At 61.3% G+C, this 22354-nt stretch carries 17 protein-coding genes; 11 read left to right on the top strand and 6 right to left on the bottom strand.

The window, feature by feature from the left end; translation table 11 throughout:
- Nucleotides 1-20: 20 nt before the first annotated feature.
- Nucleotides 21-758 carry a hypothetical protein gene (locus tag HGK27_RS10370; RefSeq protein WP_206240456.1) on the bottom strand — a complete coding sequence of 246 codons (738 nt, stop codon included), beginning with the start codon at nt 756-758 and terminating at the stop codon, nt 21-23.
- 281 nt (nt 759-1039) lie between these two features.
- Here HGK27_RS10370 and HGK27_RS10365 point away from each other — a divergent pair, with 281 nt between their 5' ends.
- From HGK27_RS10365 to HGK27_RS10355, 3 genes are all read left to right on the top strand, one after another.
- Nucleotides 1040-1393, top strand: coding sequence for a hypothetical protein (locus HGK27_RS10365; RefSeq protein WP_206240455.1), 354 nt, complete (start codon nt 1040-1042; stop codon nt 1391-1393).
- Entirely contained in the window at nt 1393-1632 is a 240-nt protein-coding gene (locus tag HGK27_RS10360) for a hypothetical protein (protein ID WP_206240454.1), read from the top strand. Before HGK27_RS10365 ends, HGK27_RS10360 begins: the two co-directional genes overlap by 1 nt.
- A 68-nt stretch (nt 1633-1700) precedes the next feature.
- On the top strand, nt 1701-4700 hold the full coding sequence (locus tag HGK27_RS10355) for a DEAD/DEAH box helicase (RefSeq protein WP_206240453.1): 3000 nt from the start codon (nt 1701-1703) through the stop codon (nt 4698-4700).
- 274 nt (nt 4701-4974) lie between these two features.
- Here the strand turns inward: HGK27_RS10355 and HGK27_RS10350 are convergent, their stop codons facing one another.
- The 4 genes from HGK27_RS10350 to HGK27_RS10335 form a co-directional block, all read right to left on the bottom strand.
- Nucleotides 4975-7254: a hypothetical protein gene (locus HGK27_RS10350; protein WP_206240452.1), complete on the bottom strand. Its 2280-nt coding sequence runs from the start codon at nt 7252-7254 to the stop codon at nt 4975-4977.
- 387 nt (nt 7255-7641) lie between these two features.
- The gene (locus HGK27_RS10345) at nt 7642-8643 is read right to left on the bottom strand and encodes a hypothetical protein (RefSeq protein WP_206240451.1); all 1002 of its coding nucleotides are present in this window, start codon (nt 8641-8643) and stop codon (nt 7642-7644) included.
- 443 nt (nt 8644-9086) lie between these two features.
- The gene (locus HGK27_RS31420; RefSeq protein ID WP_206240450.1) at nt 9087-9419 is read right to left on the bottom strand and encodes a DUF3761 domain-containing protein; all 333 of its coding nucleotides are present in this window, start codon (nt 9417-9419) and stop codon (nt 9087-9089) included.
- Nucleotides 9416-10084, bottom strand: coding sequence for a hypothetical protein (locus HGK27_RS10335; RefSeq protein ID WP_206240449.1), 669 nt, complete (start codon nt 10082-10084; stop codon nt 9416-9418). The genes HGK27_RS31420 and HGK27_RS10335 overlap by 4 nt, the downstream gene beginning before the upstream one ends.
- Nucleotides 10085-10350: 266 nt before the next feature.
- On the opposite strand from HGK27_RS10335, the gene hxsB reads away from it, so the two are divergent.
- From hxsB to HGK27_RS10300, 7 genes are all read left to right on the top strand, one after another.
- Nucleotides 10351-11766, top strand: coding sequence for a His-Xaa-Ser system radical SAM maturase HxsB (gene hxsB, locus HGK27_RS10330; RefSeq protein ID WP_241127020.1), 1416 nt, complete (start codon nt 10351-10353; stop codon nt 11764-11766).
- Nucleotides 11763-12848 carry a His-Xaa-Ser system radical SAM maturase HxsC gene (gene hxsC / locus HGK27_RS10325; protein WP_206240448.1) on the top strand — a complete coding sequence of 362 codons (1086 nt, stop codon included), beginning with the start codon at nt 11763-11765 and terminating at the stop codon, nt 12846-12848. Before hxsB ends, hxsC begins: the two co-directional genes overlap by 4 nt.
- Nucleotides 12845-13483 (top strand): peptidoglycan-binding domain-containing protein, encoded by a 639-nt coding sequence (locus HGK27_RS10320; RefSeq protein WP_206240447.1) that lies wholly within the window; start codon nt 12845-12847, stop codon nt 13481-13483. Before hxsC ends, HGK27_RS10320 begins: the two co-directional genes overlap by 4 nt.
- A gap of 999 nt (nt 13484-14482) precedes the next feature.
- Entirely contained in the window at nt 14483-15400 is a 918-nt protein-coding gene (locus HGK27_RS10315) for a hypothetical protein (RefSeq protein WP_206240446.1), read from the top strand.
- Between the two features lie 85 nt (nt 15401-15485).
- Nucleotides 15486-17441, top strand: a complete 1956-nt coding sequence (locus HGK27_RS10310; RefSeq protein ID WP_206240445.1) for a DUF4365 domain-containing protein — start codon at nt 15486-15488, stop codon at nt 17439-17441.
- Between the two features lie 87 nt (nt 17442-17528).
- On the top strand, nt 17529-18668 hold the full coding sequence (locus HGK27_RS10305; RefSeq protein WP_206240444.1) for an AlbA family DNA-binding domain-containing protein: 1140 nt from the start codon (nt 17529-17531) through the stop codon (nt 18666-18668).
- A 261-nt stretch (nt 18669-18929) separates the two neighbouring features.
- Entirely contained in the window at nt 18930-19985 is a 1056-nt protein-coding gene (locus HGK27_RS10300) for a protein kinase domain-containing protein (protein WP_206240443.1), read from the top strand.
- 106 nt (nt 19986-20091) lie between these two features.
- On the opposite strand, the gene HGK27_RS10295 is transcribed toward HGK27_RS10300, so the two are convergent.
- Nucleotides 20092-20415, bottom strand: coding sequence for a hypothetical protein (locus tag HGK27_RS10295; RefSeq protein WP_206240442.1), 324 nt, complete (start codon nt 20413-20415; stop codon nt 20092-20094).
- A 356-nt stretch (nt 20416-20771) separates the two neighbouring features.
- On the opposite strand from HGK27_RS10295, the gene HGK27_RS10290 reads away from it, so the two are divergent.
- The gene (locus HGK27_RS10290; protein WP_206240441.1) at nt 20772-22298 is read left to right on the top strand and encodes a serine/threonine-protein kinase; all 1527 of its coding nucleotides are present in this window, start codon (nt 20772-20774) and stop codon (nt 22296-22298) included.
- Nucleotides 22299-22354 lie beyond the last annotated feature (56 nt).

Raw genomic sequence — 22354 nt, 5'->3', positions numbered from 1 at the left:
ATCCGAAGAGCAGCTTGGGTTCACGAGTGCCAGCTTCCGTCCTCGATCAGGCCGGCGGCTGCGTCCAGACCCTCGGCGCGATCGTCAGCCTCGTCCAGTGCGGCGACGCGACGCCAATACGTGACCTCTTCGGCCCATTCTTCCTTTTCGGCGTCGGTGGGCTCATCCAACTGCGCGTCCAGCGCCTCGTCCTGAGCACGGATGCGCTTCCTCTCGACGAATTCCAGATGGTCGCCGAAGGCCTCAAATGCATTGTCGATACCTTCTTCATCGATCGAATCCGGCAGAGCGTCGAGCCCGAGAACGCGGCGCAGTTCATTCCTCGCCCTTTGCCATGCCCTTACCGGCATATCGACCTCAGCGCGCCACAGAAGCGAGGGGTGGGGAATGACCGTGATCCAGCCCATCTCGGCTTGTGTCGCGGATCGATAGGCTCTGACCATCAGGCCGACGGTCTGCCCGCATGCCACGATCGGGCCTGCGAGGCGTCCTTCCAGATCCCATTCCCGCAGCCGCTCCATGGCAATGACCGGATCTATTTTCGAGAGCGCCTTCTTATCGATGATCCGCTCGTTCAGGTTCCTCATGTCGAACCATCGGCGGGATTCGCCCGGATCCCGCGACCGGTCGAACGCCAGATAGGCCAGCGCCCCGGTCGAGTTCGCCTCGGTGCTCCAGGATACCGTCTCTGCGACCGGCGATGGGTTGAGGCCTATGAGAAGCGGACGCTCCTCTATTCTGGTCGGACGTTCAAACATCTGAAATTAGCCTCCGAAATAAGGCGCTCTTCCTGCCGAATAAATTTAAAGGAAATGTAATCCCGGAGTGACCCAAGAACCTGGCGTGGATCGATAGGAACATCGCGCTGATCAATCTTCCTTAGCGATCGTGTGACTTTGCGGAACGGCTCATCCGCCCGTAAGCGTGGCTTTCACACTAAGTCTCTGGTAATAAGTCACTTTCAGCTATTGAGATCGCTCGTTCCCCGCCTATGTTGCGCAGCGGACATCTGCTCTGGCGACTCTATAGGGGAACGAAAATGGTAGTGATTGGTGAGGTTCTGTTCTCGCGCCAGGGCGGCGGTGACGTGGGGGACATCATTCGAACCATCGAAAGCGCGCTACCCAAGCACGTTAGTGACTACGACGACCGAAAGTTCGACGGTCAGACCGACGAGGAGGTGGTGCATGCCCTCGTTCGCGATCTCGTCATCGAGCCGATCGCCATCGATGAAGCCAATGCCCAGAAGAAGGTGGACGAGACGGAGGTCGCAGTCCGCGATCTCTTTGGCGAGGGGACTGTCAAAGTGCCGGGCCTGCGTGTCACGAAGGCCTTTCCGTATACCGGAAGGCGCGACCTGTGGCGGTTCGGCACAGGGCAGTGGGCAGCGTGATGCCGCGCGGCGAGATCAGCGGTCGGCTGTTGACCGTCGGAATGGAGGTGCGGAAAAGCGAAGGCGATGCCGCCATCAGCCACATCATTTCGACGGTTGGGCAGATCAAGGAATATCTCGCTCGGCAAAAAGAGCAGCTCGATCCGTTTAACGCGATGCTGCCACATCGCCTTCTGCCGCTGGTCAAGGAGCGGCGCGAGAGGCGCAGCGGCGCCCAGAGCCTGCTCGACAAGTTCTGAGGCCTGATAGATCAGCCTTAGAACTCGGAGAGGTCAGCAGCGAATCACGTCATGCAAGGAGCCGCGAAATGATCAGAGCCGCATTCATCGGCGTCGACAGGCATGCCGATGCCCGGATAGCCGATCTCGCGGGGGCGGTGCGCGATGCCACTGCACTGTGGGCGGTCCTCTCCGATTCGATCGAGGGATTGGAGGCGCCCCTTATCATTGATGGAGTGGCAACCCTCGACGGGCTGCGCGGCGCGCTCGACGCCACGCTCGGCGCGGCCGGGCCGGACGACCTGGTCGTTGTCAGCTTCGCCGGGCACGGCACCCAGGATCATCGCCTGGTGCTGCATGATACCTCGGTTGAAGACATTCCCGGCACCACCCTTGGAATGGACGAGCTGGCCCGGCGCTTCCGCGATACGCGGGCACGGGCTGTGATCCTGCTGCTCGACTGTTGCTTCAGCGGCGGAGCGCCAGCGCGGGTGATCGAGGCTGGGTTGGTGCCGCGTGACGCCATCGCATTTCCGCTCGCCGGCGTCGCGGGCAAGGGCAGGGTGCTCTTCGCCGCCAGCTCGCCTGATGAGGAGGCGCTGGAAGACCCGCAGACCCGCCACGGACTCTTCACCAAGGCCCTGATCGATGTCCTGCTCGAGGCACGGGCGCCGATCGGGATGTTCGAACTGGTCGACCGCGTGACCCGTATGGTCGGTGCCGACGCAGGCCGCTTCGGCTACGTCCAGTCGCCCACGATGTTCGGGCAGGCGGAGGGAGATCTCGTGCTGCCGCCGGGTCAGAAAGGCGTGCGCTACCGAGCTGCCTTCCCTGAATATGCCAACTTCCAGACCGACGGCGACATTCGCGGGCTGACGGCGGCGGGTGTTCCGCAGGAGGCCGTCGATGCATGGAGCGAGCAGTTTCCAGCCGGCCTCAACGAGCTCCAGATCGCCGCGGTCAACGAGCACGGCGTTCTGGACGGCAATTCGCTCATGGTCGTCGCACCGACGAGCGCGGGAAAGACCTTCATCGGCGAGATAGCCGCGCTCAGGGCCATCGCAGACGGGCGCAAGGCTGTCTTCCTGCTCCCCTACAAGGCGCTGGTGAATGAGAAGTTCGAGGACTTCTCCGCGCTCTACGGCGAGCGTCTTGGGCTCAGGATCGCGCGCTGCAGCGGCGACTGGCAGGATCAGGTCGCGACCGTGCTGCGCGGCAAGTATGATATCGCATTCTTCACCTACGAGAAATTTCTGAGCATGTCGGTGACTGCGGCCCACATGCTCAACCAGATCGGGCTGGTGGTGCTCGACGAGGCCCAGTTCGTTACCGAGCCGGGACGCGGAATGGTCGTCGAGCTTCTGCTTACCAGCCTGGTCAGTGCCCGCAAGCGAGGGGTGACCCCGCAGCTGATCACCCTGAGCGCGGTCATCGGCCACGCCAACCACTTCGACCGCTGGCTCGGTCTGGCTCTTCTGCAGACCGACCGGCGACCGGTGGCGCTGGTGGAAGGCGTCCTCGACCGTTCCGGCGCGCTGTCCCGGCTCAGCCCGAAGGGCGCAGAGACCGTCCAATTTCTCGACCGTTCCTCGATCCGGCAGCGCAGGCAGAAGCCGTCGTCGCAGGATCTGGTGGTCCCCCTCGTGCGCCAGCTGGTCGAAGCGGGCGAGAAGGTGATCGTGTTCCGAAATTCGCGGGGGCGGACAAGCGGCTGCGCCAACTACCTGGCCGACGAGCTTGGGCTGCCCGCAGCGCAGGACGTGATCGACGCGCTGCCAGAAGGCGATCCGTCGGGCACGTCGCTCAGCCTACGCAACTCCCTGAGCGGAGGCGTCGCCTTCCACAGCGGCGACCTCACGCGCGAGGAGCGCATGGCTGTCGAGCGCGGCTTCCGGCACGCCGAGGGCACAGTCAAGGTGCTCGTCGCCACCAGCACCGTCGCCGCTGGGGTCAATACACCCGCCTCGACGGTCGTCATCGTGGAGAGCGACTTCCCCGGCCGGGAACGGCAGCCCTATACGGTCGCCCAATACAAGAACATGGCGGGCCGGGCCGGGCGGCTGGGCTACGAGGCGGAAGGCAAGGCGATATTGATCGCCGAGACTTCGATCGAGCGCAGCCAGCTGTTCAGGCGCTATGTCGAGGGACGGCCCGAGGCGATTGCCTCCTCGTTCGATCCCAATGATCCCGGCACCTGGGTCATCCGGCTGCTGGCCCAGGTCAGGGACGTGCCTCGTGCCGCCGTGATCGACCTCATTGCCAACACCTACGGCGGCTATCTGGCAGCCCTGCGGAATCCCGCCTGGAGCGAGCGGATGGTGCCCGCGCTGGAGCGGCTGCTCGACCGTATGCTCAGCGACGGTCTGATCGAGGTGGAGGGCGAGATCATGCGCCTGACGATGCTCGGAAGGGCCTGTGGCGAGTCTCCGCTGACCTTCGAGTCCGCGATGCGGCTGGTCGAACTGCTCCACCGCGTCGATCCGGCGCAGACTACGCTGGAAGGCTTGCTCGTCCTGGTGGAATGCCTGCCGGAACGAGACGACGACTATACGCCGCAGAAGCGCGGCGGCGAACCGCGCTGGCCGCGCGAAGTGCAGGACCGATTTGGCCACGGAATCGCCGGAGCGATGAGGCACCGCGCCCAGAGCGACGTAGAGTTCTATGCGCGATGCAAGAGGGCGCTCGTCGTCAGTGACTGGCTCGCGGGCGAGCCGGTCGGCGAGATCGAGGCACGCTACTCCTCCGGCCCCTTCGCCCCTGTCGGACATGGGGACATCAACGGCTACGCGACCGGCTCCCGGTTCCTTCTAGAATCCGCGCTTCGCATCTCGGCCATCGTGCTCGGGCGGGCCGAGGATGAGGAGGCGGCAGCGCTGCTCCTTGACAGACTCGACCTAGGGCTTCCCGTCGAGGCCGTGCCGCTAAGCAGGCTCGGCTTTGCGCTGATCCGCGGTGAGATCCTCGCTCTGCTGCGCGCCGGGATAATGGACCGCGATGCCATCGCAGCGCTCGCGCCGGAGGCGGTCATTGCTATCATCGGGAGGCGCGGACGGGAACTGCATGCTGCAATGCAGCCCTCGTCGGCATAGTGCCTTTGACCATCTAGCCCTCAAGGTCCTGTCGGCGATGACGAGAACAGGTCCCAGTGGGCTTCGCCACAGAGCGGCGTCTCGACCCTTGGGGGGCCTTGGGCTCGGCTGCCCTCTGACGCGGGGTGGCGGCTTCCCCCGCGAAGTCGGCGTTGTTCCCGCTTGCACAGCGCCTTCATATATCACCCTTTCGCCCTGACGACACGTTTCCGTCAGGGCGACGCGTTCGCCGGACCGCCCCTTTTCTCAGATGAAGGAGAGGGCTGCGAGCTCTTCAGGGGTTACGCAGCCTCTTCTCGAAGAAAACGGAGTGGGTCGTGTTGGCCATACCCTCAAGATCGACAACGATTGGATTGATATCGAACTCCTTGGCGGTTCGCTCGTAAGGAGACCAGGGCTCAAGCTCACGGTCCGTCAACAGGATCACCCTTTGCACATGCTCCTCGTTGGCGGCGCCTATCATCTCAAGCTCAGCTTCAGTGAACGCGGCCAGCTTAGCAAAGATCAGAAAGACATCGAACCGATCTTCCGGGAACGCCCTGGCAACGCGCAGGAGATTTTGCACGTCATCCTCGGTAATCGGATGGCGGGTCTTGCACTCGCCGATGGCGACCTGAAGGCGATGGTCGCGTCCCCTAGAGGTCACGAAGACAAAGTCGGTTTCGCAAGGTTCTATCGCGGCGCCTTTGGAGACCAGCGACATTGCCGTCCCGAACAGACTGGGCGATATGTCATGCATATGCGCTAGCTGCTGAAGCGTGAGCACGACAGAGATCGCTCCCTCCTGATTGTCATTGCGGCCAAAGAGGCCCGAGCGTCGATAGGCCCAATCCCTGTCGCGCAGCTGGGGCCCGATGTGGAACTGATGGCCGCAATATTCGCAGTCCACCCTCGTCCTGACATCGTCGAGCGATCTCCAGAAGTCGAGCTGGCAGTTCGGACAGTCGAGCTTGAGGCCCGGCCGAAAGATCTCCTTGCGCAGGAGATGGGCCAGAACAGCGTCGTTCGTGAGGTGTTCGCCCGGTTTGCGGAGCTCGATGTGCAAATCCTGATAGGCGCTCAGCGGATACCCCGTGTTCTGGGCTCTGATGATCTGCTTTGCGGCGCTGGTGGTGAAACTTTGATCCGGAGAATATTTCGCAATTAGGTCCCGTACTCCTCCGATTCGGAAGACCCGGCAGTCGTCGATGCCGCCCATTTGCCGGATCAGCCTATTGCAGACGAGGCCTGCCGCACTTGGCATCGCGACGATCCCGAACGCCGAGAAGATAGCTTCCAGAAGCTTGCCGGTATCAATGGCGCGCATCGATAGATGGTTGGCCGATCCATCGACGATGACACCAAGCCCTCCGGGTTCAACTCTTGCGTTGTTCCAATGGAAGATCGAGTTTCGCGCGTAGAACTCGTTTAGCTCGGGAATGAACGGAAAGTTGAGAGTGAAGCGCTCGTTCCTGAAAAGCCCCGCTCCGGGTTCGATCACGGCCACATAGTGTTGCGCGGAAAATTGACCCACTTCCTTCACCGGAGAGTTCGGGATCGTAAAGGATATGGACGGCCGCTCGGCGCTGTTGTCAATCGAGGCCAGGGCGTCACCGTCCCCGAAGACCATGATCGGGACCTTCGCATCCCTGGCGTTCCAATATTCCGGGCCTACTTGGCAAACGGATAGGTTCTCTCCGAACGTTAGGAGTTCTTCCGGCGCGGGGCGACGGCGTGACCAGACTGCAGTTCGTTGGGGCCTGTTCAGCTTAAGAAGCGGAGGGATGCGTCCCAGCCACTGGTCCTTGAGGTGATCGAGCCTTTCTGCATGGGAAGGGTCGTAGAATTGCAAGGCAGTGTCGGCAGCTCGCAAGTTCCAGAATGTTACAAGGTCGTCAAAATCGTTGGCGTCGCCCAAATAGAAGCCGGGCTGGCGCCATTTGGGTCTAACTGAGTAATGTCGTCTCAACCCCTCCGCGTTGAACATGGATAGCGACATCTTACCGAAATCGGGTAGTGTAACCGGCTGGTCGCTCGCGATCTTTTGCGGTTGGGCCCGAAGGTTTGCCTGCAGCAAGCCGCGATAGTCTTCAGCTGCATCCTCGATCGGCGGCAGTTCACCGAAAGTTGCGAGAAGAATGTCCCTCAGCGGATCCCCGTCAGACCATTCATGCAGGACCAGAAGCGGGTCGGCATGCGGGTTGTTTTTGAAGTGGCTTTCAAACAATTGCCGGGTTGGAGCGAGCAGGTCCGCAAACGTCGATACCTTTCGGCCATTACCGCGCTCCTGCACGAAACCACCATTAATTCCAGGCCAAGGCAGATGTTGCTGGCTTTCGATGAAGGCTTGAACCGCTTCGGTGCGGGAAGCGGGATAGAGGCAATCTACCCCGAATTGATCGATCAAGCGTCGACCTTGTTCAGCATCGTCGACTGGGATGATAGGGTTGAAGCGCCCGCCCCACAGTGAGAACGAGCGCCTCGCCGCTTGACGGAATGCTTCGAAGTCTCCGCTAGCGACGCACCATCCTATCCTGATTGGCCTATGCCGCACTTTAATCGCCAGCGTGTTCAAAATTCACTCCATCGCCTGGGTGTCCATTCAAGTCGGCCGAGCGCCTGGCATGAACGTAAGCCGATTGGCCATTTCAGCAACTCCCAACTTCCAGAAGGCCGGCACTAGGGCTGGCCTCTTTTTTCAGTGAGAGGACCTCCGACCCCACGAGCTCCGCTCTCGTTCTCGGAATGCAATCGAAGAAGCCGACATCGATAGCCCATTGCTCATAGGCGGAAATCTGGGGCGAGGCACCCAGACTAACATGCAGATCATGCAGATTATGCCAATGTAGAATCCCGTCAGATCATCTTTTGTTGCAATCGCCTGGCCATGGCGCAGCGGTTGGGGGGCGCCGCCGCCGCAGTGGCACGAGGCCTCTCGTTCAGCACCAGCAGTGGCGAATAGTCAGATGGGGTTGCAAGCGGATTGATCGATTGTCTTATTGTTCTTGTAGACATCCTTGTAATTGACTGGCGATGTCTTGCAGATCACGACTCCGCTTCCGGTGATGACGCCGCTGGTCGCGTCAGATAGATGCCAAGACACCACAACGCCGTTCGCCACCAAGACGGCTCCGGGAATGCCGAGTTTGAACTGGATACCTGATCGAACCACGCTCGTTCCGCCCTGATATTCAATATTGACTCGCAGAACATGCGTCACCGTTCTGCTCAGCGCCTCAGACCGCATTGCCGCAATGAGTGGCGTGAGGCCTGTCTTGTCTGGCGCGGTGTTAAGATTGGTAATCAACGCTTGGGCACTGCTTACAGCCTTCTTGACATCATCGCCGGTGCAGCCCTTGGCGGCAAGAGCGTTCGTCTTGCTCATGAGGCTTTCATAGGCCGTCATGACCTTCGAATTCTGGGGATTGATCTTGACGACGTCACCGGAAAAGAGAAATTGTCCTGGATGGTTTGCGGCGATTTCCGAGAAAAGCATGTTCGACGTGAGACTGGTCTTGATGGTTGAGACGGATGTATCCGTAGCGATCGCTCCCACGGCGGCCTTAGCTACACTCTCTTCATCGATTTGCATGTCCAAAGGTCTTACGCACGAACTGGCAGAATCCACGACCGATACGGCCTGATCAAGCTGCGCAAGTACCATATCGTATTGCGAGAAGTCTGCGGTGCTTGTTCCGTCAAGAATCAATATCTTCCCATCAGTGGGAACCTTACTGACGTCGATTTTCGTCGCGGCCTGTCGCAAGAGCATTGCATTGCGGATTGATGCCTCGCTCATCGTCCCGTCCGTATTCACCTTGGTGTCGCCGCTCGCCGCGGTGAGTCCCAATCCGGCGAGAATGCCGGTAGCGGTATCGGCTTGCGCCGGAGTGGCGACCAACGCGGCGCAGGACGCCAGATAAAACGACGCATTCCAGCGTTTTGCAGAAAATCCCATGAACATGATTCGCCCCCTATCTAGAAGTTTATAAGGTGTAGAATCACATTTGATGTATCAATGATAATATTCAGTATTAAGCTAATAAGAAAGTGCTAAAAATTTAACACTATATTGCATATTTGCAAAATATAAATAAAGTGAAATCCATTTTTAATTATAGGTCGCGATTAATGTGGCGAATATCGTGAAATGGCATCCGTCAGCTCAAGTTGACAAGTGGCGCTCATAGGACAGCGCCTCGATCATAGCTGTTCTCCTAAGTCCGCGTGGCCGAGGTAACGCGGGCGTTTTGCCCTGGCGGGCCGGAGAACCCTTACCTCAGGGCAACAGCAATCCCTTCATCCAGTCGATTGCGGTGGTGGCCAGGCCGAGTAGCATGAGTCCGCCCAGAACAGCCGCCTCCAGCAGGGGCCACCGATTGGAACGGTCACGATGGTCCCTGCGGCTCACCAGCTTGCCACCCCGCCATGATGCGAGCAGGTGCCGCGATGGTGCTGGCTGAAGCTCCAGGATCCATCGCGACAATGAGCCGATGCACCCGCCGGGCGGCTGGCCGCCTGCATGGGAGCGTGCACTGAATTGCCATCGACGTTTCGATAGTGGCGACCGGTTGAAGGGCCGAAGCCGTGGTAGGTCGCATAATTGGCATGGCGGTGAGAGATCCGGGCTTCGCCGGTTGACGCGATGAGCGTGGCGACACCCAGAACGATCGCGGCGAGTAGGCGCGTAGCCGCGAGGGCGCGGCCAGAGCGAGCGGAGTGGGGCAGGGGCTTTCTCATTGTGCCGCCTCCGGCGCTACTGCGTCGGCACTTGCCGGAATGCCGCCGGCCGGCTGTTCACCCTTGAACCCGACCGGATGGCCGGCTGTCACCCGGGTCTGCAGGTCGTTCAGGCGCACGTCGGCCTTCTCGGCCTCCTCGCCCGCCGCCGTGGCCCCCTTGATGTAGCGTCCTGCCGCAGCCTCGCTCTGGAACCAGGCGATTTCCTTGTCGAAGCCGGTGGCGGTGCCGTCGCCCAGGGACTGGGCCGCACCCAGATCGAACGCGCCGCACTGGTCTAGCTTGGGCCAGGTGAAGTGTCGGCTCAGTGCATCGTAGCAGTTCTGGCTGTAGATCATCTCGCCGGCGAGCCCCTCCGCCTTCGCGACCTGCCTGAGGTGGCTCATGCCGATCTGGACATCGCTCTTGCTCAGAGGCGTTACTATGGGCACGCCCTGTGCGGTCTGGGCATCGATGGCGCTGCCGATGGCGTTCTGCGCCACGTCGGTTGCGGCGGATCCAGCGTTCCTGCTACTGGTAGAGCACTGGCCTAGCGCCAGGGCGCCGACGACGATGGCGCCGAAAAATGCGAGCGGGCCCCAGCCGCCTGCCTTCTTGGGCGCTCCCGGTGTCGGAACCGGAGGCGGAAAAGAAGGCGTCTGACGTTGCTTCCTCGGATCGATCACACCGCTCCCCCTAAATCGTCAGCGCCTTTCTTTAGCGAAGATGTCCATCAGGGCAACCGCTTCGCAGCTGTTCTCTTTCATTTGCCTATTGGATGCCATGCCGATAATGCTTGCGCCGACATGCGGGGGCAAAGATGAATTTCATTTCTTCTAAGGTCGCGTCCGGTCGGCGCGGATCCGGTGCCGGCGCGGTGCTGACAAGGGACAGAGTGGCCGCGTCATCGGGCGGCCGGATATCGCCTCCAGGAATGCGCTGAGCCTTCCGGATGATGGTGCACACCTCCCTGAAGGCACGGCCGCTCGATGACGGGCGCAACCTCTGCGTCGCCGAGACCGGCAGCTTCTTCCTGGCGTCGGGACCGGCGCTGGACAGGTTGGAGCATGGCTGGCTCGACGATTCCGACCGGGCGTTCCTGGGCCTGAACGGCCACGTCGTCTCCCCCGGCGACAGGCTCGCCTCGGCGGCCCGCACGCTCGATCTCTTCCGGCGGTCATCCCCGGTCAGCCAGCTCGACTATCTGATCCTGGTGCCGACCCTGCGTTGCAACCTGTCCTGCTCCTACTGTCAGGTCTCCCGCGTCGCCGAGGGGCGCAAGGGGTTCGACTGGAGCGAGGAGACGCTGGCTGCCGTGCTCGCATGCGTGGATTCGCTGGAAGCCCGGCGGGTGAAAATCGAGTTCCAGGGCGGCGAGCCCACCCTGCGTCCCGACCTCATCCGCGCGGTCATGGAGCGGTGCGCCCGCTTCGAGCGCGCCGAGTTCGTCATTTGCACCAACCTTCAGAACGTGACCGAGGAGGTGCTGGCCATCTTCGATCGCCCCGACGTCTTCATCAGCACCTCGCTCGACGGCGACGCCATGACCCACGGCCACAATCGGACCGGGGCGCCCGCGATGACGGAGCAGTTCCTTGCCAACCTCAGGATGCTGACCGAGCGCTACGGACCGACCAAGATCTCGGCCCTACCAACCATCGATCCCGTCTCGCCGCCCGACATCGACGGCCTGATCCAGAGCTATGTCGACCACGGCTTCGAGAGCATCTTCCTACGGCCGATCAACTTCCAGGGCTTCGCCCGCAAGCGCCACAAGGCGTCGCGCGAGCAGGGCGACGAATGGCGCCGCTACTACGAGGCCTTCGTGCGCCGCATCATCCGGCGCAACTGGGAGGATCGCAGCAGGGTTCTGGAGGAGACATACTTCAGCATCGCCCTGCGGCGCATCTTCTATCCAGGCCGCGAACGCCACGTCGATCTGCGCAGCCCCAATCCCATGGGCGTCGACTACATCGTGGTCGATCACGACGGCACCGTCTTTCCGACCGACGAGGCGCGCATGCTCTCGCGCTCCGGCGTCATCGATCTGTCCATCGGCACGATCGCGGAAGGCTGGAACACGCAGGCGCGTGATACGCTCAACCGCCATGCCAGCAACGACGACGATCCGGCCTGCCGACGCTGCGCCTATCAGCCCTACTGCGGCCGCGATCTGATCGACGACATCGCCCGCTACGGGCGGATCGACATGCCGCGCGAGGAAACCGAGTTCTGCCGCCGGCATCTCCACCTCTTCGACTTCGTGTTCACGCTGATCTACGACGAGGATCCTGCGGTGCGCTATTCGCTCGGCCGCTGGCTGCGGCTGCCCGGCACGCCCGAGGCCTTCGGGGACGTGCTGGCATGATCCCTCTCGTTCTTCCCGCGATGAGCGACGCCGAAGCCCCGTTCGTCACCCGCCTGCGCTCGGGCGAGGGGCCGGTAGACGGCGTGTGGGATTCGCTGATGGTCGACGAGGACGATGGCGGCGTGACCTATGCCGGCGCCGGCGGCATTCTCGCGATTGATGGCGCGACTGCGGAAGCGCTCGACGGTGACGTCGTCCTCGTCCAGCCCCGCACTGGGCGCGTCGAGCGCATCCTGCGGGCCGGCTCGCCCCACAACACCCTGCTGGTGACCGAGCGGTGCGACCAGCTCTGCGTGATGTGCTCCCAGCCGCCCAAGAAGACCCACGTCGATCGCTTCGCCTATCTGGAAGATGCCTGCCTGCTCGCCGAACCAGGCCTCCACATCGGGATCTCGGGCGGCGAGCCGACCCTCTACAAGGATCAGCTCCTCTCCATGGTGGAGCGCGTCCTGCGCCAGCGGCCGGATCTGAGCTTCCATATCCTCTCCAATGGGCAGCACTTCACCGAGGATGACGTGCCCCGTCTGCGCGATCCGCTCTACCGCAAGGTGAGCTGGGGCGTGCCGCTCTATGCGGCCTCCGCGCCGCTACACGACGAGATCGTGGGCAAGGAAGGTGCCTTCGACGCGCTGCAGGACGGTCTTGCCACTCTGCTGATGGCCGGGGCCCGCGTCGAGCTGCGCACCGTGCTGGTGTCGTCCAATCTGGCGGCTCTGCCTGAACTGTCCAGGTTCGTGGCTTCCCGGCTGCGCTTCGTCGAGGTCTGGTCGATCATGCAGCTCGAGCATATCGGCTTCGCCAAGGGGCGCTGGCGCACGCTTTTCGTAGACCACCGTGATCAGTTCCAGATGGTGGCCGGAGCCATCGACTGGGCCACGATGCACGGGGTGAGGGCGCAGCTCTTCAATTTCCCGCGCTGCACCGTCCCTCCCGCCTACCGGGGTGTCGCAATCGCCTCCATCTCCGACTGGAAGCGCAAGTATCCGACCGCCTGCACAGGATGCGCCGAGCAGGCCAACTGCAGCGGATTTTTCGAATGGCACCCGGACGAAGAGGCCGGTGCGATGGTGGAGCCCCTATGAAGCGCCGCGTCTTCCTCATTCCCAGTCTGCTCGCCGCCGGCTTAGGTTCGCACGATCCCGCCCTGGCCGCGCAGCCCCAGATCACCACGACCGGCGGCGACGACCCGAACAACGGCAGCGTCCTGCGCAACTTCTCGCAGGATCATCTGGTGACCTTGGCCAGCCACAGCAGCCATAGCAGTCACAGCAGCCATGCCAGCCACAGCTCGGGCGGTGGCGGGGGAGGGCACTACAGCCATACCAGCCACCGCTCCAGCACCGGCGGATATGACGGGGGCGGCTACTATTCGCCGGTGCCGGCCGCTCCGGCGGTGCCCGCGCCTCCACCTCCTCCGCCCCCGCCTCCGGTCAGCATGCCGTCCGTCCAGCCGCTGTTCTCCAACACGGATCGGGCGAGCGCACCGGCGCCGGACGGGCTGCCCGTGCTGTCGGGGCGCACCAAGCGCTTCGCCGCGATCGTGCGCAGGGTGCAGATCGCCCTGCTGGCGCAGGACTACTACCACGGTCCTATCAACGGCCTGGTCGGGCCTGCGCTGCGGACCGCCCTTCGGGGCTTCCAGACCAAGAGGGGGCTGGAGGCCACCGGCACCATCACGCCCCCGACCCTGGATGCGCTGATGGTATCGAGCCAGTAGGCGCGGGCCGCCTACCGGGCTGCCGCAGCTTGCGCCGTCGTGCGGATCGAATGCAGAGATCTCTGGATCACTTCCTTGCCGAAGCGATGGGAGGAACCATTATGCACATGTGTGCCGCGAATTTCGCAAAAGGGCCGAGACGTTTTGCACATGTGTAGCCCGCCGCGTGGGCGAAAAATCAGCTGCCGGAACCATTATGCACATGTGTGACCCGAATTGGGCGTGGACCTCGACAAATTATGCACATGTGTAACCTGCGACCGGATAGCAATGACGAAGGCGGATGCCATTATGCACAGGTGTAGCCGCAAAAGTGGTTAGAACTGGTTCGAAGCTGCCGGGGTTATGCACACATGTGCGCGCGTGATGAGCCACGACTCGGGGATAGCGGAGCACACATGTTCATAATTTCCGGGCGATATCCGGTGTTCACATGCACACATCTGCATAACTGCAGAAATTTTTACCTTTATTAACCACGAGCTTTTCTGAGTGATTTTCGAAAGAAATTAAAAATATCTTGAAAATCAACAGTATGAAATTGTTGATATTCGAAAGGAGCTGCCGCATGCGCGCGGTCACGCTCGCGCTCGCGCTCAGATCTCTTACTTATCTATCTTACTGGATAAGAGATAAGAGATCTGAAACTCTCCGTGCACGCGAGGCGAGCCGGTTTCCAACCGTTCGAGATCACGGTCGTTTCATGATCTGGCAGCAAACTGCTTCCCCCAGGCAGCCGGTTGCGACAACCGCTTTTCAGATCCTGGAAGTCGGTGGATCTTAATGCTTCCAAGGGGTCGAGGCCATCCGCAGGATCTGCGCTAAAGCGAAGAGGCGCCCTGCGAGAAAATGGCTGCGAGCCCTTCCGCGATCTTTGAGACGATCCTAAAACGGGGGAAGGCCAGGCGACCGTCGATGCCGCCCTCATCTTCGAGGACGTGAACGGCGGGCGTCCAACCCTGATTGCGATCCGCCTGGGCCAAGGACGGGCGCGTTGCGATGGACGACCCGATGACCCGATGCCCGCCTCCTGCGGTAAATTTGCCCAAGGCTTTCATACGCCTTCCCGAGTTGACCGAGCGCTGCGGGCTCGGCCCGCGCAGCGACGCGGCGACGTCGACCGAAGAGAAAATTTCGTTCGGTGCGCTTGACGCCGGTCGGGAGGCTTCCGATCTGCAGGACGGCACGAACACTTTCAGCATCGGGGCGGATGACGGCATGGACGATTTCGACGAGAAAAAGCCGAGCATCACGGTCGTTATCCACGACCCGTCGATCCAGACCACCGTCCTAGAACGCTTCGGCCAAGCGATCGCGGAAGATTTCGTCGTGCAGTCGGTGTCGACTAGGGCGCGTGCCGGAAGCAGGCTGGATCGGAACACGCCGACCGTCGTCCACTATCGGCTCGAGTCCGCGCAGCCTGCCGAGAAGGTGCAGCAGCAGGTGCTATCCGACTGGGATCCCGTGATCCGCGCACATTGCGAACTCCTCGACGGACTGGACGTGCCTAACGGCGAAAAGGCGATCGCCATCGCCCTCCATCAACACTGGACGGACGAACTCCGCACACGGTTCGGCGAATACGCCAATCCCGGCACAGTGAGGCGCTGGCTCGCCGAGCACCGTCGCCAGAAGGCCGGCCTACCCTCGCTGCGCCCTCGTCGCCAGGCGCCTGCTGAAGCGAGGCGGATCGCGCGGGCTTTGCGCAGGCACCATGCCATTCGCGTCAAAGCATCCGGCATCACGATGCGCGACGGCTATGCTGAGGTGCTTCAGGACATCCATCGCGTGCGTCAGGGTGAACATCACCTCTATGCTGGCCAGGCCGTTCCGCGCTTCAGCTACGAAACCTTCCGTCGTGAGTGCAGGCAGGTCCGCTCCGGTGGGCGGGACCAGACCAAGGCGCGTCGGCGCTGATCGCTATTGGCGCAGGAGACCGATCACTTGGCCTGCATGAACGACCGTCCTCAAGGGTTGGCCGACGCTCGAAGAAAAGTTCCTTATGAACCATTTCGATAACCTGCCGCGGCAAGACCGAAATCACGTCGTCGAGGATGAGGCTCTCGCGGCCTTCGAGAGGCAGGTGCTGGCCAGCGGGGCATTCACGGTCCAGGGCCCGGACCGCAAGGACTATGGCTCCGACTGCCAGCTTGAGGTTGCGATCGACGGCGGCATGACCAACATCAGGGTGCATGTGCAGGTGAAGGGGACCGAAAAGCCCCTGCGTGCGGACGGGTCGGTCAGCATCGACGTGACCAAGGCCAACCTCAACTATCTCGCGATGAACCCCTACAGCTTCTACGTCTGCTTCCACCTTCCTAGCCGATCCTTGTTCATCTGCTCCGCCGAAGCCGTCATCCGACGCTATGAACATGGGAAGGTCGACTGGACCAAGCAGAAGACGGTGTCCGTCGTGTTTACCGAGATCCTGACGGTGGATCGCCTGAAGAGCGTTGCGGCGCTGGCCCGGTCGAACGCGAGCGCCGAGCGCACCCGACGCGAATCCCAAGCCGCTGCGGATCCCGCCGAACTGAGCGCGCGGCTGCGGCGTTCCGTCCCTGATCTATATATTCCTGACGATGGAGATGCCGCCTTTCGGCTCTTGGGGCAGCTCTTCAGCGACGGTGCCGACGACGTGATCGCCGCCGCATTCGAAAAGTTCTCCGCCCTTTTCGGACCGGACCACGACCGCATGGGGCACTGCTACATGGCTGAGATCAATCTCGGGCTTGACGGCAACGGCTCGTCCTCCCCCCGCATCCGCGAGGCGATCTCATACTTCAGGCGCAGGCTCGACGACGGACGGCTCATGTCGAGCGCAGTGCGATATAACATCGGCAATGCCTTCGTGGCGCTCGGCGAGGACGCGAACGCAAGGATCGAATACGAGGCCGCGATGGCGGACCCGAAACTGATGGCGATGCCGGACCTTTCATCCTGGCTATACAAGAACCTGGGGACCTGCCTGTCCCGGCTGGGAGAGAGCGAGGCGGGTGTCGCCTGCTATCGCGAGGCCCTAAGGAGGAACTCCTCGCTTCCCGAAGCCCATGTCGCGATGGGGCATCACCATATGCGCCTGGGCGAATTCGATACCGCTCTCGAGCATTTCGACAAGGTCATGACCGGAGACGGCAGCCGGGGCAAGCTGCTGCAGGTCGCTGGCTGGCGGATCAACACGCTGTTCAACCTGGGCGAGGGGCGCAGCGCCTTTCGTGAGATCGGCACGCTGCTGACCGAAGCTGCCGCCCATCCGTGGATCTGGCCATGGTGTCGCCGACAGGTTGGCAGCTTCGGCAGGGCCTCGCAGTCCAACGCGCGCCTGTCCCTGACGTTCTGGCGTTTCTACCTGCTCACGCATCCGGATGACGTCGGGGCCCGGGTGGAGCTTCTGTCGGCCACGCTCTACCTCAGCATGACCCACCATGACCTTGAAAGCACCTACGAGGACTGCAGGACCGAGCTTGAAGCCGTCGCGGAACATTGCGGTGACGACGGGGCGGCCTATCTCTGGGATCGTCTAGGCCATTGGGCGGAGCGCGAGGATGACTTGGACGAGGCCGAGCGCTGCTACCGGAGAGCCTATGACCTGGCCGACGGCGAATATGGCTACTGCCTGGCCGTCGTGCTCAACGCCCTTGGCCGCTTCGAGGAAAGCCTTCCGCTGCTGCAGCAGCAGGCCCACGACATTCAGCCTGACGCCCAGAGCTGGTGCGAGCTGGCAATCGCCTATGAGCATCTCGACGAGCCCCTGGAGGCCATGGCAGCCTATTTCCGCGCCATGGAGCTCGACCCTGCCCACGCTGCGGCGGTCTTCAATCTGGGCGGCCTGCTCTGGAACACGGGCCTGCCCGAGGTGGCGCTCGAAGTCTGGAAGGTCGCCGTGGCGAGATTTCCCGAGGATTCCAGGGTCGAGCAGGTCAACCTCCGCGTTCAGGCCATGCTGATGGAAGCCGAGTAGCCATACGGCATCGAAATTTGCCTGCTTGGCGGGCCTTGCCACCATATTTCGAGACAATGCCTTTCAGACAAGGGACGTTACGGCCTCATGATCGAAATGCCCATCGACGCCATCGACGAGGCGGCACTTCAGCGCCTGGTTGACGATCAGATATCGGAAGGCCGCTCCCTCGAGTTCAAGCGTGATCTGCCTGGCGGCGGTGACGAGGCGTCCCGCGAGTTCCTCGCCGACGTGACCTCCTTTGCCAACGCCCAGGGCGGCGACATCGTCTACGGCATCGACGAGGCCAACGGGGTGGCGGCGGCTGTTACCGGAGTGGAGGCTGACGACCCGGATGCCGCGATCCTCAGGCTCGAAGGCAAGCTGCAGACCGGTGTCGATCCGCGCCTGATCGGCGTCAGGACGAGCCGGGTGCCGCTTGCCAACGGGCGTAGCGCCCTGGTCCTGCGCATTCCCGGCAGCCTGAGCGCGCCTCATCGCGTGACGTTCAGGAACGGCGCGCGCTTCTACGGGCGCAACAGCCGTGGGAAATACGAGCTGGACGTCCACGATCTGCGTCATGCGTTCACCGGCGCGGCGCAGCTGCCGCAGCAGTTCCGCCAGCTTCACGCCGAGGCGATCGCCGCCTCGCAGGGCGTGGACATGCCTTTCGCGCTGGATGCATTCCCGACAACGGTGGTCTCGATCGCGCCACTCGGGCTCTTTCGGGAAGAGCGCCAGATCGCCGTGACGCGCGACAACGCCGTCGTGCCCGTCCGTGGGGGAGGATATGCGCTCGATACGATCGAGGGTGTCCTGCAGCACGGGCCCGTCGACAAGGACGGCAGGGTCGAGGCCTATGCCATGACCTTTCGCACCGGGCGGGTCGATGCTGCCTTCGTGATCGGCGGCGTTCGCGACGTCTACGGGGTGGAGCGCCGCCTGGTCTGGCCGGGCCATTTCGAACAGGGGCTCCTGGCGATGGCTAGCGCCACGCAGATGCAGCTGCGGCCCCATGGCATCGACGGGCCCTGGGTGATCCTGGTCAGCGTCTGCGGAGCCAAGGGTTCCGGCATGATCGTCGGTGACGGCTATCCGACACCTCTGGCCTTCAGAAACGACGTCCTGCTCGGCCAGCATGTCGTCGAACGCCTCGATGCGCCCACGCTGATGCCAATCGCCGAAGCCTTCTGGCTGCTTTTCGGAAGTCACCGTCCGAACGGCAGGGCGCTCGGGGCTGAGCGCTAGCAGCGCAGTAACGGAAGACTTCAGCACTGCCAGCGCGGTCGGCGATGGCCCCATAGGTATTTCGTTGGTGTTCAGCTTGACCATCCCTGCCAGGGTTGGTTGCTCCGTCGGCGCTTAGGGGTTGAGTCGCCTGCAGCGAAGCCATCACGAAAGGAGCGCATCGGAAGAGTTTGGATTTTTTGAAATTTCAATGCCCATCCGAGGCCGCCTTGCAACTGATGCACGCGGGGGCCTTGCCTCATTTACAGGGAAGCCATGATTATGTCCGAGCCATTCTACGACCTGTCCCCCGAACAGCGGGGGCAACATCTTGCCTTTCTCGCAAAGGCCGAGAGTGCGATGGACAGGAGCGCCGGCTTTTCGGGAGAGATCGTCTTTCTTGACAACGGTAGGAACGTCAAGCCTCGTCTGACCTGCGCCAAGTTTCCCAAGTGGACCCAAAATCTTCCGCCGGAAGAGCGGGCAAAGCGCTTCCTGCGAGAGATCAATCTCCAGGCTTCGGCACATTATCATCCCAACGTGCATTGGCCCTTCGACGTGATCTTCACCATGGGCACGCCGGTCGCCTTTTTCCGGCGCTGGGAAGGCGATCTCTCCGATTTCATCGAGGACGAAAATTGGAAAGACGATGGCCGGTTGGCCTTGTTGGTTCAGTTGGCGGCAGGCCTTGCCCACTGTCATGCCCGCGGTCTCGTCCATCAGGACCTGAAGCCGGAAAACATCTTCGTTCGCGATCTTGCGGCCACGATCGCGCTCCCGAAGGCCGGCTTCTGGCTGCGCCCGCTGGTCGCCGACTTCGGCAGCGTCAATCTTGCAGCCGAAATCGGCGAGCATTCCGGATCTCGACCCTATATGGCCCCCGAGCAATGGGCAAAGGCCGGTCTTAGCGAAAAGACCAGCGTCTTCGTGTTGGGGATCATACTTCACGAACTCATGTCCTGCGGCATACATCCGATCGGGGAATCCAGCCACGACTGGCATCGCCACATCAATCCGGGCTTCAATCGGTGGCAGCAGAACGACTTCTGGCGGAACTGGGTCGCCGCCGGCTGTCCTATCGCCCAGCCGTTGGACGATCATGAATTGGCGGGGCTCGTGCAGGCCTGTTTGGCAGTATCGCCCAATGACCGTCCCTCTCTGCTCTATGTGCAGACGGAACTGCATCGACTGCTAAGCCAGCGGTCGCAAGCGGCATCTGACCAGGTCAGTGTCTTCCTCCATATGGCGGCAACCCAGAGTGAGGAAGGCGAATGGCAACATCTGAAACAGCGCGTTGCCACGCTGAAGCGCGATATCGAGGCGTTCTACAACCTCTAGAGATAGTGGGGGATGACTGCGTCGCCTGCACCTGGCGCCGAGCTTGCCCCCTGCCTTCCGTCCTGCATGAGCGGCACAGCGCCTGCGTGCAGGACGGAGGAACAGGTCATTCCTCGTCGTTCCAGTGGTTTTGCCAATGGGTCGAATCTCTGATCGACGCCATCAGGCGGTTCACGACGAACAGAAGCTCGACAAACTGAACGGGATCGATCCTGCGTCCATGCATCACCGGTCGGCGCCATGCATTGAGCCGCTGGATGTCGACGGTGAAGCCTTGCTTGTCGGCAAAGATGCCTTGGAACAGAGGCCAGTTCCTTCCGCCAGTCACGATTGCGATGAGATCGCCGAGGTCGATGAAGTAGATGCCGCCAGTAGCTGTCCGGCATGGTAATTCGCCCCCAATTTTTGATCCGTTGAGCACGATACACATGCGATTGGAGCCGCTCAAGTCACTGACAGCGATCGCATGTCTCTCCCTACGAAAAGTGGGCGTCCCTTCCGCCCGAAAGACGAGACAGCAGACGATCGCATTCAATGTGGAGACGCCTGGCCAATGCTTGGCTTTCCTGAGATCGGGGCGCCCCGCCACGCTTCGCTCGGGTCGAATCCGAAGATGAGACCATCAGGCCCCGAGTTGCCCGCGCGCAAGCATGTTGCGAGCGGCGCTGTGATCCGCATGAAGCGCGCCGCCGCAGGAGCAGCATTTATGCGCGGCTCGAAGTCTGAAAATTAACGATATTGCGCGAATCGGGCGCACTCATCTAGCGTCCTCGGAAGGAGGGCGGCATGCCAACGATTCGATTGAACAACGCTGAGTGGACGTTCGACGAGGCAAAGCGACTGGGGCCCCCCGGCGGATTTGGCGAGGTGTTTCGTGGTTCCGGCGCAATCGGACCCGTCGCGGTCAAGCGCCTCAAGCTGACTGCAAGCGAGGCCGCTCATCGGGAAATGAATATCGGTCAATCCCTTGCCGGGCGGAAACTTGATCATGTGGTTCCGGTAATTGACTATGGTCAAGATTCTGATTCTGATAGTTATTTTCTGATTATGCCAATCTGTGATCGGAGCCTCCAAGACGAAGTTAACGACAAGAGCGTCTTAACTCTGACTGAAGCTAAAGCGATCATCCTCGATGTTTTGGACGGTCTGAGTGAAGTGGGCGACATTGTTCATCGGGACCTCAAACCTGGGAATGTTCTTTATTTCGAGGGTCGCTGGCGCCTAGCTGATTTCGGCATTGCGAAGTTCGTCGAGGATAGCACATCCCTACACACTCTTCGTGGTAGTTTGACACCTGCCTATGGCGCGCCAGAACAATGGCGAGGGGAGGCCCCTTCTCATGCGACGGATGTCTATGCCTTAGGCTGCATGGTGCATACAATTTTGAATGGTGCCCCACCATTTTCGGGATCTCAGGATGAAATCAGGGAGGCTCACCTTCACACGGTCGCGCCCGCACTTGGCGGAGATCCTCGTCTGGCTGCATTCGTCGGGCAGATGTTGCGGAAATCGCCGGCGTCAAGGCCAACTGTAGCGCGTTGTATCGAAGTTATCGGGTCGGTCGAGTCCGCGAACAAGCGGCCTGCACATGCAGGCCTCCTTGCCGCAGCGGGGCAGGTTTCTCGCGAAGCGGCTGCCGCCGAAGCTGCCGCTGAAGCGAAAGCTGCAGTAGAGCGTCAGCGTAAAGACCTGATAAATGAAGCTAGTAATGATTTTGAAGCAATTATTAGCCGCTTGTGGGCAGCAATTGTTTCCGCATCGGATAATGTCCGCAAATCAAAAAATGAAATTTCACTTGGTCGTGGCACGCTCTCATTTTCAGGCGTGAGAGCGGTGCGGCCAGAAATTGGATCAAATGGCTTTAACTCAGCGTGGGAAGTCGTGGCTAGCGCCACACTCTCCGTAAAACGGGCCAAGATGGCCCGCCCGGCGAAAAGCATTGAAGACATTCCAATCATGTATGTAGGCCGTGCGATGCCGGAAGATCGTGATTATAAATGGAGTTCAACATTATTTTTTGGACGATCGAAGGACGATCCAAACTATCGTTGGCGAGAAACTGCTTTTTGGAGTTTCAGTGTAAGGAGAAATGGCGCGGATGAGCCATTCTCTCTGGAGCCAGAGGATCGGGAATTTCAGATCGCGTTCTCAAACACGATGGGCTCTACGAGCGCAGCTTATGGACCTTTCGCTGTGGACGGCGAGGATGAAGATCAGTTTCAGCACCGATGGCTCACGCTTTTTACCAAGGCTGTGACTGGCGAGCTAAACAGGCCTGATCAAATGCCAATTCCGGATCACTATCTCAAATAGCGTGAAATGCCTGCTGTCATTTTTTCAAATATAACGATGTCGATTTTGGTCCAGGT

The organism is Novosphingobium terrae (genome assembly GCF_017163935.1).
GTDB classification, from domain to species: domain Bacteria; phylum Pseudomonadota; class Alphaproteobacteria; order Sphingomonadales; family Sphingomonadaceae; genus Novosphingobium; species Novosphingobium terrae.
The sequence above is the reverse complement of the archived record's forward strand: the minus strand, read 5'-3'. Positions and strand labels throughout refer to the sequence as shown.

Bases quoted from the DNA above. Each gene is read 5' to 3' on its own strand.
- HGK27_RS10355 (WP_206240453.1), top strand. From the start codon at position 1,701: ATGATCAGAGCCGCATTCATCGGCGTCGACAGGCATGCCGATGCCCGG.
- HGK27_RS10300 (WP_206240443.1), top strand. From the start codon at position 18,930: ATGTCCGAGCCATTCTACGACCTGTCCCCCGAACAGCGGGGGCAACAT.
- HGK27_RS10295 (WP_206240442.1), bottom strand. From the start codon at position 20,415: ATGTGTATCGTGCTCAACGGATCAAAAATTGGGGGCGAATTACCATGC.
- hxsC (WP_206240448.1), top strand. From the start codon at position 11,763: ATGATCCCTCTCGTTCTTCCCGCGATGAGCGACGCCGAAGCCCCGTTC.
- HGK27_RS10315 (WP_206240446.1), top strand. From the start codon at position 14,483: ATGGACGACCCGATGACCCGATGCCCGCCTCCTGCGGTAAATTTGCCC.
- HGK27_RS31420 (WP_206240450.1), bottom strand. From the start codon at position 9,419: ATGAGAAAGCCCCTGCCCCACTCCGCTCGCTCTGGCCGCGCCCTCGCG.
- HGK27_RS10320 (WP_206240447.1), top strand. From the start codon at position 12,845: ATGAAGCGCCGCGTCTTCCTCATTCCCAGTCTGCTCGCCGCCGGCTTA.
- hxsB (WP_241127020.1), top strand. From the start codon at position 10,351: ATGATGGTGCACACCTCCCTGAAGGCACGGCCGCTCGATGACGGGCGC.
- HGK27_RS10360 (WP_206240454.1), top strand. From the start codon at position 1,393: ATGCCGCGCGGCGAGATCAGCGGTCGGCTGTTGACCGTCGGAATGGAG.
- HGK27_RS10310 (WP_206240445.1), top strand. From the start codon at position 15,486: ATGAACCATTTCGATAACCTGCCGCGGCAAGACCGAAATCACGTCGTC.
- HGK27_RS10370 (WP_206240456.1), bottom strand. From the start codon at position 758: ATGTTTGAACGTCCGACCAGAATAGAGGAGCGTCCGCTTCTCATAGGC.
- HGK27_RS10305 (WP_206240444.1), top strand. From the start codon at position 17,529: ATGATCGAAATGCCCATCGACGCCATCGACGAGGCGGCACTTCAGCGC.
- HGK27_RS10290 (WP_206240441.1), top strand. From the start codon at position 20,772: ATGCCAACGATTCGATTGAACAACGCTGAGTGGACGTTCGACGAGGCA.
- HGK27_RS10365 (WP_206240455.1), top strand. From the start codon at position 1,040: ATGGTAGTGATTGGTGAGGTTCTGTTCTCGCGCCAGGGCGGCGGTGAC.
- HGK27_RS10345 (WP_206240451.1), bottom strand. From the start codon at position 8,643: ATGTTCATGGGATTTTCTGCAAAACGCTGGAATGCGTCGTTTTATCTG.